Genomic DNA, 14,027 nt, shown 5'->3' on the forward strand with positions numbered 1-14,027 from the left:
GAAAGAGCGGCGGCGGCGCGGCCTTCACTCCGTCGAGATCTCCGCCGGCGCTTCCGAATGGAGCGCCGCCTCCATCGTGTGCCAGGGAAGGCTCGCGCACTTGACGCGCACCGGGAACTCGCGAACGCCGGAGAACGCGGCGAGCTTGCCGAGCTCCTCGATGTCGCCGTCCCCTTCCTGCGTGACCATGCGGTGGAACTTCCGGAACGTCGTCTCGGCTTCCTCGACGGTCTTCCCCTTGACCTCCGACGTCATCATCGAGGCGGAGGCCTTCGAGATCGCGCAGCCGGAGCCCTCGAACTTGATGTCCCGGATCCTGTCGTCTTCGAGGTCGAGATAGACGGTCAGCCGGTCGCCGCAGAGCGGGTTGTGCCCCTCGGCCTTCCGGTTGGCGCCCTCGAGCTTCCCGAAGTTCCGCGGCTTCCTGTTGTGGTCGAGGATGACCTCCTGGTAGAGGTCGCGCAGATCTCCATCGGGCTTCACCGTCACCCCAGGAGCTCCTTCACCTTGCCGATCCCCTCGACGAGCGCGTCGACCTCCGCCTTCGTGTTGTAGAGCGCGAAGGAGGCCCGGACGGTCGCGGGGATGCCGAAGCGCTCCATGACCGGCTGCGCGCAGTGGTGGCCCGTGCGAACGGCGATCCCTTCCTGGTCGAGGATCGTGCCGACATCGTGCGGATGGACGTCGCCGAGGACGAACGAAAGAACGCTCGCCTTCTCCCGCGCGGTCCCGATGATCCGGAGATCGGGGATCCCGGAGAGCGCGGTGGTCGCGTAGTCGAGGAGCTCCTTCTCATGCTCCGCGATCGCGTCCATGCCGAGCTTCTCGATATACGCGATCGCCGCGCCGAGGCCGATCGCGCCCGCGATGTTCGGCGTCCCGGCCTCGAACTTGAACGGCACGTCGTTCCACGTCGTCTTCGCAAACGTCACCGACCGGATCATGTCGCCGCCCCCCTGGTACGGGGGCATCGACTCGAGGTGTTCGCGCTTGCCGTAGAGGGCGCCGATGCCGGTCGGCCCGTAGAGCTTGTGGCCCGTCACGACGTAGAAGTCGCAGTCGAGCGACTCGAGGTCGACCTTCCGGTGATAGGCCGCCTGGGAGCCGTCGACGAGAACCGGCACGCCGCGCGCATGCGCCATCCGGACGATCCGCTCGACGGGCGGGATCGTTCCGAGCGCGTTGGACATGTGGGTCACCGCGACGAGGCGCGTCCGCGGGGAGAAGAGCTCCTCGTACGCGTCGAGGATCAGGTCTCCGCGGTCGTCGACGGGGATGACGCGGATCTTCGCGCCCTTCTCCTCGGCCAGGATCTGCCAGGGCACGATGTTCGAGTGGTGCTCGATCGCCGAGAGGATGATCTCGTCGCCGGCGGAGACGCGCTGCCGCCCGAACGTCTGGGCGACGAGGTTGATCGCCTCGGTCGAGTTGCGGGTGAAGACGATCGATCGGGCATCCGGCGCGCCGAGAAAACGCGCGAGCTTCACGCGCGCGTCCTCGTAGAGCTTCGTCGCACGCTCGGACAGGGCGTGCACGCCGCGATGGATGTTCGAGTTGTCGGTCTCGTAGTAATGGGTCGTCGCGTCGATCACGGCCCGCGGCTTTTGCGTCGTCGCGGCGTTGTCGAGATAGACGAGGGGCTTGCCGTGCACCTTCTGGTGGAGGATCGGGAACTCGAGGCGGATCTGCTCGACGTCGAAGCCGGCGGGGCGCGCGGCGGTCTCGACCACCGGCTCGTTTTCCTGGACCGCGTCGCGGGACTTCATTTTGCGATCTCGTCGGACTTCATTTTGCGATCTCGTCGATCGCCGGCGCCTGCGGGAGCCGCTCGTGGAGCGCTCGGTCGACCGCGGCGCGCACGTCGCCGGCGGGGACCCGGCGGACGAGGTCGCTCGCGAACGCGTACGTCAGGAGGCTCCGCGCCATTTCCGGCGAGAGGCCGCGCGAGCGGAGGTAGAAGAGCGCGTCGGCGTCGAGCTGGCCGGTCGTCGAGCCGTGCTTGCACTTGACGTCGTTGGCGCGGATCTCGAGCTGCGGCGTGCTGTTGACGAGCGCCTCGCGCGAGAGCAGCAGGTTCTTGTTCGACTGCTGGGCGTCGGTCTTCTGCGCGTCCGCGCGCACGATCACGCGCCCCGTGAAGGAGCCGCGCGAGCGGCCGTCGAGAATGCCGCGGTAGTTCTGGCGGCTCGTCCCGTGGGGGACGGCGTGGTCGACGACGGTCAGGAGGTCCGCCTTCTGCTCGCGGTCCGTCAGGAAGAGGCCGTTCAAGAGACAATCCGCCCCTTCCCCGGAGAGCCGCGCGTGGATCTCGTCCCGCGCGACCGCTCCCCCCATCGAGAAGAGGTGCGAAGTGAGCCGGCTCGACCGCTGCTGCTCGACGTCGAGCGCCGAGAGGTGGAAGGCCTCCTCGTCCTGACGCTGGAGCGTCACGATCTCGAGCGCCGAGTTCTCGCCGAGGATCGCCTGCGTCACGGCGGCCGTGAGCGACCGGCCGCGCCCCGCCCAGGAGAGGACGATCGTCGCGGCGGAGCTCTCCCCGAGGCGAATCAGGTTCCTCGGAAAGAGCGCGGGAGAGGTGCCGTCGCCGGAGGCGAAGAAGACGAGATGGAGCGGCTCACGCACGACGACGCCGTCCGGGACGTCGATCACGGCGCCGTCGGTGAGATGGGCGGCGTTCAAGAGCGTGAACGCGCTCTCGGCCGGAAGGCGCCGCGAGAGGAGCGAGGCGATCCCATCGGGGTCGGCGGCCGCGGCTTCCCGGAGCGACGAGAACCGGGTCCGGGACGGCACGCGGTCGAGGCGGGAATCGCCGGCGAGCCGTCCGTTGGCGAACACGAGCCGGGGGAGCTCGCCGATCGCGAGCGCCTCCGCCGGAATCTCTCCCTGCGGCGGCTGGCCGTCGACGGGACGGAACGGGAGCCCCACGATCGAGGCGACGTTCGTATGGCGCCACGCCTCGTCGCCCGGCGCCGGCCACCCGATCTCCGAGAAACGCTCGAAGGCCTGCTCGCGCAGCTCCTCGATCGAGGAGGAGGAGAACCGGTCGCGGCGGCGAAAGTCCTCCGCCGCCCCGGCGGCGAGGCCGGTCTCGACGGAGGCGATCATCGCGCCGCGTTGCCTTCGAGGACGCCGGCCGGCGCAGGAGCCTCTTCGAGCCAGGCGTAGCCGCGCTCCTCGAGCTCGAGCGCCAGCTCCTTGCCGCCGGAACGGACGATCCGTCCTTCGACGAGCACGTGGACGAAGTCGGGGACGATGTAGGCGAGGAGGCGCTGGTAGTGGGTGACGAGGACCATCGCCCGCTCCGGGCTGCGCAGCGCGTTGACGCCCCCGGCGACCACGCGCAGGGCGTCGATGTCGAGCCCGGAGTCCGTCTCATCCAGAATTGCAACGGTCGGGTCGAGCATCGCCATCTGGAAGATCTCGTTCCTCTTCTTCTCGCCGCCGGAGAACCCCTCGTTGACGGGGCGGTTGACGAGGTCGGTTTCCATCTCGACGAGCTTCATCTTCTGCTTCATGGTCGCGAGGAATTCGACCGCGTCGAGCTCCTCGAGGCCGCGATGCTTCCGGATCGCATTGACCGCCGCTTTGAGGAAATAGGCGTTGGAGACGCCCGGGACCTCGACGGGGTACTGGAAGGCGAGGAAGACGCCTTCGCGCGCGCGGACTTCGGGGGGCATCGCGAGGAGGTCCTCTCCCCGGTAGAGCACGCGTCCCTTCGTGACGCCGTACCCGGCGCGGCCGGCGAGGACGTGCGCGAGCGTGCTCTTCCCCGAGCCGTTGGGTCCCATGATCGCGTGGACCTCGCCGGCGCGGACGATGAGATCCAGGCCGCGCAGGATCTCGTTGCCGCCGACGGTGACGTGGAGGTCTTCGATTTCGAGCAGAGGAGCCTTTTCGTTCATGCGTTCCTTCCGGTCTCGTTGGCGCGCGCGGCGCGCCGTCCGGTCATCCCGAGCGACAGCGAGGGATCTCGGTCGAAAGGCCCATGCCTCCCCCTCTCCAACTGGAGAGGGGGGCGGGGGGTGAGGTCCGTCATCCGACGCTTCCTTCCAGCGAAACGCCGAGCAGCTTCTGCGCCTCGACGGCGAACTCCATCGGAAGCTCGCGGAAGACCTCCTTGCAGAAGCCGTTGACGATCATCGAGATCGCGTCCTCGGCGGAGATGCCGCGCTGCTGGAAGTAGAAGATCTGGTCGTCGCCGATCTTCGAGGTCGTCGCCTCGTGCTCCATCTGGGCCGAGGAGTTGGCGACGTCGATGTACGGGAAGGTATGCGCGCCGCAGCGGTCCCCCATCAGGAGCGAGTCGCACTGCGAGTAGTTCCGGGCGTTCTCGGCGCCGCGAAGGATCTTCACCATGCCGCGGTAGCTGTTCTGGCCGTGCCCGGCGGAGATCCCTTTGGAGACGATCGTCGAGCGGGTGTTCTTGCCGATGTGGATCATCTTCGTGCCGGTGTCGGCCTGCTGATAGTTGTTGGCGACGGCGACCGAATAGAACTCGCCCACCGAATCGTCGCCGAGCAGGATGCAGCTCGGGTACTTCCACGTGATCGCCGAGCCCGTCTCGACCTGCGTCCAGGAGATCTTCGAACGCCGTCCCGCGCACTTTCCGCGCTTGGTGACGAAGTTGTAGATGCCCCCCTTGCCGTCCTTGTCGCCGGGGTACCAGTTCTGGACCGTCGAGTACTTGATGCGCGCGTCGTCGAGCGCGACGAGCTCGACGACGGCCGCGTGGAGCTGGTTCTCGTCGCGCATCGGCGCGGTGCACCCCTCGAGGTACGAGACGGAAGCGCCCTCGTCGGCGATGATGAGCGTCCGCTCGAACTGCCCCGTGTTCTTCGCGTTGATGCGAAAGTAGGTCGAGAGCTCCATCGGGCACTTCACGCCCTTCGGGACGTACACGAACGAGCCGTCGGAGAAGACGGCGGAGTTCAGGGTCGCGAAGAAGTTGTCGCTGTACGGGACGACGGAGCCGAGGTATTGCCGGACGAGATCCGGATGCGTCTGCACGGCCTCGGAGAAGGAGCAGAAGACGATCCCGAGCTCGCCCAGCTTCTCCTTGAAGGTCGTCGCGACCGACACGCTGTCGAAGACCGCGTCGACCGCGACTCCCGCGAGGATCTCGCGCTCGCGCAGCGGAATCCCGAGCTTCTCGTAGGTCTCGAGGAGCTTCGGGTCGACCTCGTCGAGGCTCTTCGGTCCTTCCTTCTTCCCCTTCGCCTTCGGCGCCGAGTAATACACGATCTCCTGGTAATCGATCGGCGGATAGTGGACGTTCGCCCACGAGGGCTCGGTCATCGTGAGCCACTTCCGGTAGGCCTTGAGCCTCCACTCGAGCAGGAACGCGGGCTCCCCCTTCTTGCGGGAGATCAGGCGGATGACGTCCTCGCTCAATCCCTTCGGGATCGACTCTTCCTCGATCTCGGTGACGAAGCCGTGCTGGTATTCGCGCGACGTGAAGTCTTCGATGGTCTTGGCCTGGGACGACATCGGTTCTCCTTAAGACCCGCGAACCGCGGCGGCCTGCGGCAGCCTCGGTCCGCCGAACGCGAACCGGGGGAGCGGCGCCGCCATTTCGGCGAGCGTGATGTTCGACAGCGCCTGCCGAACGACGTGGTTGATGCTCTTCCAGTTGTCCGTGACCGGACAGCGGGGCTCCTGCGGGCACTGGCCTCCCTGCGGTTCGTTGCACTGGGTGAGAGAGACGGGCCCCTCGATCGCGGTGAGAATGTCGGCGAGCGAGATCTCGGAAGCGTCGCGGGAGAGCGTGTATCCGCCGTGGAGCCCGCGCTGGGATTCGAGGAGGCCGCCGCGGGCGAGCGCCTTCAGCACCTTGCTGACGGTCGGAAGCGGAAGGTGCGTCTCCCGCGCGAGATCGCGGGCATTGTGGGCGCGGTCCGACTCCCTCGCGAAGAACGTCATCAGGACGCTCGCGTAGTCGGTCAGTTTCGTCATTCGAATCATCCGCGTTCTCCCGCCCGGCCCTCCGGACAAATAGGACTGATTCAGTCCCAATTGAGATTCTAACGGAATCCCGCGGGCTGTCAAGCTTGATAACTTACGCTGTTTCTGGCACTTGGCTTTCTCGATCGAGGACGTCGAGGAGCTTCGGGACGTCGTTCGTGACGATGCCGTCGACGCCGCGCGAAGCGAGATCCTCGAGCTCCCGGCCGTCGTCGATCGTCCACGCGATGACCGAATCGAGCTCGCCGCGGTTGCGGGCCTCGAGGACGGCCGTCAGCTCGTCGCGGAAGTCCGCCCACGCTCTCTGGCCGCACCCCATGCTCACGTCGCGGACGCCGGTGCGGCGCACGAAGTCGAGCACGCCGGGGTACTCGAAGTCGGGGCTCACGCGAAGCCCGCCGGGCGCACCGCGCCGATTCTCGCGCGCGAGCGCCTCGACGATCTCCGCGTGCACGCTGAGGAAGTGGAACGAAAGAGAGGAGGGGAGGCCTCCGCGGCGGACGAGCCCGGCGATCTTCCGATGCAGGGCGACGGCGGCGTCCGTTTGCGAGCCTTCGAGCTTGAGGTCGAGCAGCACGATCGAGAGTCGCGGGCTCTTCGCCGCCCACGCGAGCAGGTCGTCGAGCAGCGCGAGCCCGATCTCGGGACGCTCGTTCCGACGGAAGAGATCGAGGAGGCCGTGGCCGTTTCGCCGGTAGCCGTAGTTGCGGAGCACTTCGGCGAGGTCGAGCTCGGAGATCGGTTCCCGGAGCCGCGAGCCGATGTCGGCGACGTCGGGCGACCACGGGAAATCGGAGCCCTCCCCGACGGTCTGGCGGACGAGCGCGATCTTCCCGTCGGGCCGCGCGTCGTGGAAGAGGATGAAATGGCCGTCGCGCGTCATGCAGACGTCCGTCTCGATGCCGGCCGCGCCCTGCTCGATCGCCTTCCGGAACGCGGGGATGGTGTTCTCGGGAGCTTTCCGCGCCGCGCCGCGGTGGGCGATCGGGAGGAGGCGCGCCCGCGGGCCTCCGGCGGGCGGAGGCGAAGGGCGCAGCCAGCCGCCGACCGCCCGGACGAGGCGTTCGAGAAGGTTGGCGCGCCCGATCCGGCTCATCGCGCCGCCCAGTCGAGCGCGAAGCGGTCGATCACCGCGGTCTCGGCGCCCCCCTTCTCGAGGCCGACGACTTCGAAGGAGATCCCGCGTTCGGCGATCGCGCCGCGGAGGAAATGAAAGGCCCGGCGCGGTCCGCCCGAAAAGAGATCGTCCGCATGGCGGCGCTTCGTGCCCGTCGAAAGCGGGACGCGCGGCGCCCCCGCGCCGCCGCTCACGACGAAGAGCTTCCCGCGGCGGAGGAACCGCTCGTAGCTGTGGACGTGGCCCGAGAACATCGCGAGCGCCTTCGCGGTGGCGATCATCGGCGGAAGGAAATGGGCCTGCACGTGACGCTCGTCGCCGGTGACGCGGCTGTTCGTGAAGGGAGGATGGTGCGAGAAGACGAGGATCCCGCCGACGGAGGGATCCTCGTCGAGCCGGGCGAGCTCTTCGTCGTACCAGCGGAGCTCCTCCTCCCAGGCGAGGCGGCCCAGGAATCGCCGATTCGAGTCGAGGAAGACGAGCCCGAGAGGCCCGTACGCCGCCGAGTACCATCGCCGCTTCCCGAGCGCCGGGAATCGCGCGAAGTACCGGCGAAGGCTCGGGGCCCCCGCCATCCAGTACTCGTGGTTGCCGGGGATCGGGAGGAGCGGAACGGCGGCCTCGCGCAGCGGTGCAGCGAAGCGGTCGAACTCCGCCCATTCGCGCGAGGAGGAGCCGGAGACCACGAGGTCGCCGAGCAGCACGCAGAAGTCCGGCCGATCGGCGGCGACCGCAGCGACGATCCGATCGCGCTCGGCCGGATTCGACTCGCGCCAGACCTCCATCGGGGACGTGCGCTGCAGATCGCCGACGATCGCGAACCGGTCGCGGGTGACCGGCAGGAAATCGGGCAGGGGACGGACGGCGGGCTCGGGCGTCACGTCCTCGCGAGTTGCAAATGCCGTGCAACTATCGCGTCAGGAGCCAGCCGATCAGGAGCGCGAGCAGGACGATCGCGCCGAAGATCGCCGCCATGTACCGGAGTGTTGCGCCGAAGTCGGCCTCGGGTTCGTCGTCCTCGCGGCCCCCGCCGGGCGGGTCGCTCAATGGAATCCCCTGTGGGCGAGCCATCGCTCGGCGTCGATCGCCGCTTTGCATCCCTCGCCCGCGGCGGAGATCGCCTGCCGGTAGGTGGGGTCGCAGACGTCGCCCGCCGCGAAGATGCCCTCGACCGACGTCGCGGTCGAAGGGCTCCGGACGATCAAGTAGCCGACGTCGTTCATCTCGAGCTTGCCCCGGAAGAGCTTCGTGTTCGGCTCGTGCCCGATCGCGACGAAGACACCCTGGGTCTCGTACTCCATGGACGCTCCGGTCACCGTGTTCTTCAGCCGCACGCCGCGGACCCCGTTCTTCTCCCCCAGGATTTCGTCGACCGTGTTGTTGAGGAGCCAGTGGATCTTCGGGTTTTGCTCCGCGCGCTCGACCATGATCTTCGAGGCCCGGAACTCCTCGCGGCGATGCACGATCGTGACCTTCGAGGCGAACTTCGTGAGGAACGTCGCCTCCTCCATCGCCGTGTCGCCGCCCCCGACGACGACGACCGGCTTGCCTTTGAAGAAGAATCCGTCGCAGGTGGCGCAGGCGGACACTCCGTACCCCATCAGCTCCTTCTCCGAGGGGATGCCGAGGAGCTTCGCCGAGGCGCCGGTCGAGATGATGACCGCCTCGGCCTGCACGATCGCCCCCGAGTCGAGCTCGAGCCCGAACGGCCGCACGTCGAAGTTCACCCGCGTGACGGTCTCCTGGACCGTCTCCGTCCCGAACCGGCGCGCCTGTTCGCGGAAGATCTCCATGAGCTCGGGTCCCTGGATCCCCTGGACGAAGCCGGGGTAGTTCTCGACTTCCGTGGTGATGGTGAGCTGCCCGCCCGGCTGCGGGCCCTCGAAGACGACCGGGGAGAGCTCGGCGCGCGAGGCATACAGGGCCGCGGTCCAGCCGGCCGGCCCCGATCCGATGATGGCGACCTTGTAGAGGTTCTTCTTCGTCGGCATGGGGCGGATACTAACAGTCAGGCTCGGCGATGCATCGAGCCGGACGGGCGCGTGCCGCCCGCCGCGCCATCGACGTACGCGTTTGGTACGACTCGGGACGCGGCGGCCGGTCCGCATCCCGTCGGGCTCGCGCCTCGCCGCGCTTTCAGGTGTGCGCTCAAGCGATCTTCGGTTAGCTGTGATCGACGACGGGAGCGGCGATGCATCGAGCCGTCAGCCTCCGCTCCACCGAGCTACGGCGCGATCGGCTGCAAGCTCGCGCGACCCATGTCGGCGGTCGATGCGAGTAGGCGTCGCGCCGAAGTTTCAGCGAAGGCGGAGACGGGCGCGTGCCGGCGGACTCGTTGCTCCCGTGCACGCGAAGGTCCGAATCTTGCTCGCGTTTCCGGCGATGGGTCGCCGGATCCCGCCCGCCGCGCTCGCCGTACTCGCGCTCGCGATGCCGTCGCGGCACGCGCGCGGCGAGAGCCCGCGCGCGGTGCTCGGCACCTACTCCGTTTCGGTCCTCGGCGTCGGGGGCCAGAGCACGCTTTCGACCGGAGATCGGTTTCGGCATCGGGGTCGTGCGGAGGGACCGCTGGAGGGGTTCAGGACGGGTACCCTCTCGTCCACTTCTCCAACGCGGGTCTCGTGGCCCACAACACAGATCCGGTTCCGGATGGGGAACGGCCGTCACCGGAAGTCGGGTATATTTCCCCGGCGTCGAACGGGCCGTTTTTTGGCGGGCACCGCCCGTTCGATTCTGTGAGAAATGCGGACTCTTTCCAGGACCCTCGTCGTCCTCTTCTGCGCCGCCGTCGCCCGCCCGGCGAAGGCCGGCGACTATCGCCTCTTCGCGCCCGGCGAGGACTTCGGCTGGTTCGGTCGAACCGGGACCGCGACCGCGGCAGGCGCGGCTCCGGCGGCGGCCCCCGCGGCGCGGCCGAAACGGAAGCTCTTCGATCCCCGCACGGTCCGCATCTCTCTGGCGATGCTGGCGGCCGTCCCGGTGGCCGGGTACGCGATCTGGTGGCACGGCAACGACTTCACGCACTTCAAGTTCAATCACGAGCACTGGTTCGGACGGGATACGTATGCGGGCGGCGCCGACAAGGCCTCGCACTTCGTCGAGAGCACGATCGTCGGGCACGGCATGGAGCGCTTCTATGAGCGGCTCGGCCATTCTCCTTCCGACGCTCGATGGCTCGCGATGGGAGTGGTTTCCCTCGGCGGGTTGATCGTGGAGGCCGGCGACGGCTTCAAGTACGGCGGCGCTTCGTGGGAGGACGCCGCGACCAACGTGCTCGGCGGCGTCGTCGGCGCCGAGATCGCCTACCGCGGATGGGACGACTTCGTCGGCTTCCGCTTCGGTGTGGTGCCCTCGAAAAACCGGGGAGGGGAGACCGGCCCCCGAGTCGAGCATTATTCGCAGGAGATCTACACGGCCGACGCGAAGCTCGCGGGGATCTTCCGCCGCGCCCGCGCGCCGTCCGGACCGCTTCGATACGTCATGCTCTCGGCCACCTACGCCAGCCGCGGGTATCGGGAGCTCCCTCCCGGGCTTCGCGAACGCGACCTCGGCGTGGAGCTCGGCCTGAACGTTCCGGAGATCCTGCGCGCCGCGGGGCTTCCGGATTCGAAGTGGTGGCAGTCGCTCGTCTACGCGTTCTTCGACTACGTCCGCCTGCCGTACACCGCGATCGGCTACCGGTACGACTTCAATCATCGGAGGTGGCACGGACCCGACACCGGGAGGTGACGGCCGCAGCGGGCCGGTTACGGGGAGTACGGCGCCCCGAACGCGGACGCCTGGCCCGAGTCCATTGCCCCGAAACTCACGGCGCCTGTCGCGGCGGGGAACGCCTCAAACGTGCGGCGGCCGGAACGTGAAGAACACCCCGCCCAGGATCTCGCTGTTGCGGAACCAGCGGTTCGTGTCCGTCCACCCGCCGTCCTCGACGCTCCTCTTTCCCAGGTAGGTCGCCCGGAATCGCGCGTCGATCCGAAACCCGAGCCACGGCGTCGCGTGGAATTTCGCCCCGGCGGCGAGGGCGGCGCCGAAACGGTTCACGTCGCGGACGTTTCGGTCGGGCACGTTGATGTCGAGGTTCGTGATGCCGCCTCCCAGGGCGACGTACGGCGCGAAATTTCCGTGGGGGAACGAGCGCACGGCGAGGAGCTCGATCGTGGCGATGTCGATCGTCCCGGCGGCCGGCTCGTCCGGGAAGACGCCGGATTGCGGGATGACGAGATCTTCCGTGCTCCGTCGGACGGCGACCTCGATTCCCCAGCGGCGGTTCCACTGCGCGCCCAGCCAGAATCCCTTGACGATGTCGTCGTCGACTTCGACCTTCTGCGCGAACGCCCGGGTCGTCCCCTTCGCGAACGAGCCGCCGTAGAACCGGCCGCCGCCGGCGCCGATCTCGATCGATCCGGGAAGGGACTGGGCGAACGCGGGACGAGAAAAGGGCGCAAGAAACGCCATCGCGAAGATGGCCGCGCCTCGGCAAGGTATCCGCAACCGAGAACGGACACCGTCGTATGAAGCGAACGACGCGCACCGATCGCGCTCGCGAGAGCGCGCGGAACGCCGGTAACGATTGGGGAGGGGGCTTGGGGGAAACATCCCCCAGGTTAGATGCTAACCGGATTACTTCGAACGCGCCGCGGCGCGTCGGCGCGAGCGAATCGCGCCGTGGCCGAAGGCAAACGAAGAAATGCGAGCATCTCGGATGCGAGCCAAACTATCGCGGGCAAAGCCCGCGATCCGCGCAGCGCTTGCGAAGCAAGTTTTGGTGCCGTCGGCCGGACTCGAACCGGCATGGGTTGCCCCATACGCCCCTCAAACGTACGTGTCTACCAATTCCACCACGACGGCACGAGGGTCACCTGGTCGTTGCCGGAGCGCTCGGTGCCGGCGCCGGCGAGGATCCGGTCGAGGGAGTCGAGCCGGTCGTCGCATGCGCCGGTGAGGTCGTATTCGCCGGAGCCGCCGGCGCTGGCGCCGGTGCCGGGAACGTCGCGGGCAGCTTCTTCGCGGCGTTCGGGTTCTTCGGCCCCTGCTTGATCACCGACGACTGCGGGCGGCTCTCGATGACCGCCAGCGCGAGGGCGAGGATGATGAAAGCCACGAAAAAGCCGGTCGTCAGCTTGTGCAGGAACGTCGTCGCTCCGCGGGGGCCGAACGTCTGCTGCGAGCCGCCGCCGCCGAACGCTCCGGCGAGATCGGCGCCGCGTCCCTGCTGAACGAGGACGATCAGGATCAGGATGATGCAGACGAAGATGTAGAGGACCACGAGAAACGTAAACATCGAGCTCTCCAAACCCCCCGGAGGGAGCCGCAGATCTTAGACCGGCGCGCCCGGACCGGTCAAGCGGCAGATCTCGGAGAACCCCGAAGGGTCGAGCGAGGCGCCACCGACGAGGAAACCGTCGATCCCGCGCCGGACGGCGAGATTCCGGGCGTTTTCCGGCGTGACCGAGCCTCCGTAGAGGACCCGAAGCCCGTCGCCCCGCCCAAGCAGACCTCGGAGGTAGCCGGTCGTCTCTTCCGCCTGTTCGGGCGTCGCATTGCGCCCCGTGCCGATCGCCCAGACCGGCTCGTAGGCGGCCACGAGAGCCGCGTCGCGAGGATCGCGTTCGAGCGCCTCGGCCTGCCTTCGGAGGACCTCCTCGGTGAGTCCCGCCTCCCGCTCGGCGAGCGTCTCCCCGACGCAGAAGATCGGGACGAGGCCGGCCTCGCGGGCCCGCTCGACCTTGGCCGCGAGCGTCGTCTCCGATTCGCCGAAATATTTCCGGCGCTCCGAGTGGCCGATGATCACGTACCGGCATCCGCAGGAGGCGAGCATGGCGGCGGACACCTCGCCCGTGAACGCCCCGGATCGCTCCGAGGAGCAGTTCTGTCCCGCGGTCGACCAGCGCCCCTCCGGATCGGCGACGTCGGCGAGAAAGGGGAACGCCGGAGCGATCGAGATCTCGACGGCGCCGAGCGATCCGACGCGGCGGGCGAGCTCGTCGCGGCACGCGACGGCCTCCGGCCGCGTCTTGTTCATCTTCCAGTTGGCGACGACGAGTCTCATCGGTCCTCGCGGCTCGCGCCGGCGGCGCTCGACCGCTGCGGTCTCTCAGATCGCGGACCTCCTCCGACCGGGCGGCTTGCGCGCCGGGGCGCGGCGCCGTCTGTTCCCGGCCGGAGACTTTCCGCGATCGGCTCGCGCACGGACGTACGCGGCGATCGGCGCGCTCGGCGCTTTTCGCGCCGGCCGCTTCGCGGCGGCGACTTCGTCGCGCGCTGGATACGGCCTTCGCGGCTCGGCCTCCTACGCGGACCCCTCACCTGCCGCGCGAAGCGCGTCATGCTCTCCCCGAGGGAGAGGGAATTCGGAAGCTCGCGCCGCTCTCGGCCACATGCGCCCTCGGCCGCTCCGGGGCCCCCGGCCCGAAGTTCGTGTTCGCGACCTCGCGGAGCTCGGAGTGCCCTCATCCGGCGGCCTTCGGCCGCCACCTTCTCCCGCGGGGAGAAGTCGCGCTGGTGCTCGCGTTTGCTTGCGACGATGTGTGCGAACGGACCCCGCTTTGGCATCACCTCTCCAGCGCCGTCACGCCGGGGAGCGCCTCGCCGGAGAGGAACTCGAGGGAGGCGCCGCCGCCGGTCGAGACGTGCGTGATCCGGTCGTACACGCCGGCCCGGCGGACGGCCTGCACCGATTCGCCTCCGCCCACGACGGTCGTCGCCTTCGAGTCGGCGAGGAGGTGCGCGACCGCCATCGTGCCCTTGTCGAACGGCGGCTTCTCGAAGACCCCCATCGGACCGTTCCAGAAGATCGTCTTCGCGTCGGCGAGCAGCCGGCCGAACTGCTCGATCGTCTTCGGGCCGATGTCCAGGGCCATCAGGTCCGGCGGAATCCCCTGGATCGAGACGACCTTCGCGTGCGCCCCGTCGGAGGCGTCCTTGGCCACGACGAAGTCCGAGGGGAGCG

The 14,027-nt window shown here is 68.4% G+C and carries 15 protein-coding genes and 1 tRNA gene; 1 reads left to right on the plus strand and 15 read right to left on the minus strand.

The features are described 5' to 3' along the window. Positions 1-24 precede the first annotated feature (24 nt). The 10 genes from VKH46_15890 to trxB all read right to left on the minus strand — a co-directional run bounded on the left by VKH46_15890 (position 25) and on the right by trxB (position 9,069). Complete coding sequence (locus tag VKH46_15890; protein ID HKB72321.1) at positions 25-489, minus strand: SUF system NifU family Fe-S cluster assembly protein; 465 nt, start codon at positions 487-489, stop codon at positions 25-27. Then, positions 486-1,766: a cysteine desulfurase gene (locus VKH46_15895; GenBank protein ID HKB72322.1), complete on the minus strand. Its 1,281-nt coding sequence runs from the start codon at positions 1,764-1,766 to the stop codon at positions 486-488. The genes VKH46_15890 and VKH46_15895 overlap by 4 nt, the downstream gene beginning before the upstream one ends. A gap of 19 nt (positions 1,767-1,785) precedes the next feature. Next, positions 1,786-3,105 carry a Fe-S cluster assembly protein SufD gene (gene sufD, locus VKH46_15900; protein ID HKB72323.1) on the minus strand — a complete coding sequence of 440 codons (1,320 nt, stop codon included), beginning with the start codon at positions 3,103-3,105 and terminating at the stop codon, positions 1,786-1,788. Continuing rightward, complete coding sequence (sufC, locus tag VKH46_15905; GenBank protein HKB72324.1) at positions 3,102-3,884, minus strand: Fe-S cluster assembly ATPase SufC; 783 nt, start codon at positions 3,882-3,884, stop codon at positions 3,102-3,104. The genes sufD and sufC overlap by 4 nt, the downstream gene beginning before the upstream one ends. A gap of 148 nt (positions 3,885-4,032) precedes the next feature. Beyond that, complete coding sequence (gene sufB / locus VKH46_15910; protein HKB72325.1) at positions 4,033-5,487, minus strand: Fe-S cluster assembly protein SufB; 1,455 nt, start codon at positions 5,485-5,487, stop codon at positions 4,033-4,035. Positions 5,488-5,496: 9 nt separating this feature from the next. Beyond that, the gene (locus VKH46_15915; protein HKB72326.1) at positions 5,497-5,952 is read right to left on the minus strand and encodes an SUF system Fe-S cluster assembly regulator; all 456 of its coding nucleotides are present in this window, start codon (positions 5,950-5,952) and stop codon (positions 5,497-5,499) included. A gap of 103 nt (positions 5,953-6,055) precedes the next feature. Continuing rightward, complete coding sequence (locus VKH46_15920) at positions 6,056-7,057, minus strand: glycerophosphodiester phosphodiesterase (protein ID HKB72327.1); 1,002 nt, start codon at positions 7,055-7,057, stop codon at positions 6,056-6,058. Further along, on the minus strand, positions 7,054-7,959 hold the full coding sequence (locus tag VKH46_15925) for a metallophosphoesterase (GenBank protein HKB72328.1): 906 nt from the start codon (positions 7,957-7,959) through the stop codon (positions 7,054-7,056). Before VKH46_15925 ends, VKH46_15920 begins: the two co-directional genes overlap by 4 nt. A 28-nt stretch (positions 7,960-7,987) precedes the next feature. Next, positions 7,988-8,125: a hypothetical protein gene (locus tag VKH46_15930; protein ID HKB72329.1), complete on the minus strand. Its 138-nt coding sequence runs from the start codon at positions 8,123-8,125 to the stop codon at positions 7,988-7,990. Continuing rightward, a complete protein-coding gene (trxB, locus tag VKH46_15935; protein HKB72330.1) occupies positions 8,122-9,069 on the minus strand; it encodes a thioredoxin-disulfide reductase in 948 nt (315 codons plus the stop codon). The genes VKH46_15930 and trxB overlap by 4 nt, the downstream gene beginning before the upstream one ends. Before the next feature lie 751 nt (positions 9,070-9,820). Between trxB and VKH46_15940 the strand changes: the two genes are divergently transcribed. Next, entirely contained in the window at positions 9,821-10,807 is a 987-nt protein-coding gene (locus VKH46_15940; protein ID HKB72331.1) for a DUF2279 domain-containing protein, read from the plus strand. Positions 10,808-10,912: 105 nt separating this feature from the next. Here VKH46_15940 and VKH46_15945 read toward each other — a convergent pair whose 3' ends face one another. From VKH46_15945 to pgk, 5 genes are all read right to left on the minus strand, one after another. Continuing rightward, positions 10,913-11,533, minus strand: coding sequence for an outer membrane beta-barrel protein (locus VKH46_15945; protein HKB72332.1), 621 nt, complete (start codon positions 11,531-11,533; stop codon positions 10,913-10,915). A 308-nt stretch (positions 11,534-11,841) separates the two neighbouring features. Beyond that, positions 11,842-11,926 (minus strand) — tRNA-Leu (locus tag VKH46_15950). A gap of 7 nt (positions 11,927-11,933) precedes the next feature. Continuing rightward, complete coding sequence (secG, locus tag VKH46_15955) at positions 11,934-12,359, minus strand: preprotein translocase subunit SecG (protein ID HKB72333.1); 426 nt, start codon at positions 12,357-12,359, stop codon at positions 11,934-11,936. A 36-nt stretch (positions 12,360-12,395) separates the two neighbouring features. Further along, positions 12,396-13,127: a triose-phosphate isomerase gene (gene tpiA / locus VKH46_15960; GenBank protein HKB72334.1), complete on the minus strand. Its 732-nt coding sequence runs from the start codon at positions 13,125-13,127 to the stop codon at positions 12,396-12,398. A gap of 502 nt (positions 13,128-13,629) precedes the next feature. Further along, positions 13,630-14,027: phosphoglycerate kinase (gene pgk / locus VKH46_15965; protein ID HKB72335.1), on the minus strand; the 398-nt coding region annotated here is incomplete at its 5' end.

Source organism: Thermoanaerobaculia bacterium (assembly GCA_035260525.1).
Classification (GTDB): Bacteria; Acidobacteriota; Thermoanaerobaculia; order UBA5066; family DATFVB01; genus DATFVB01.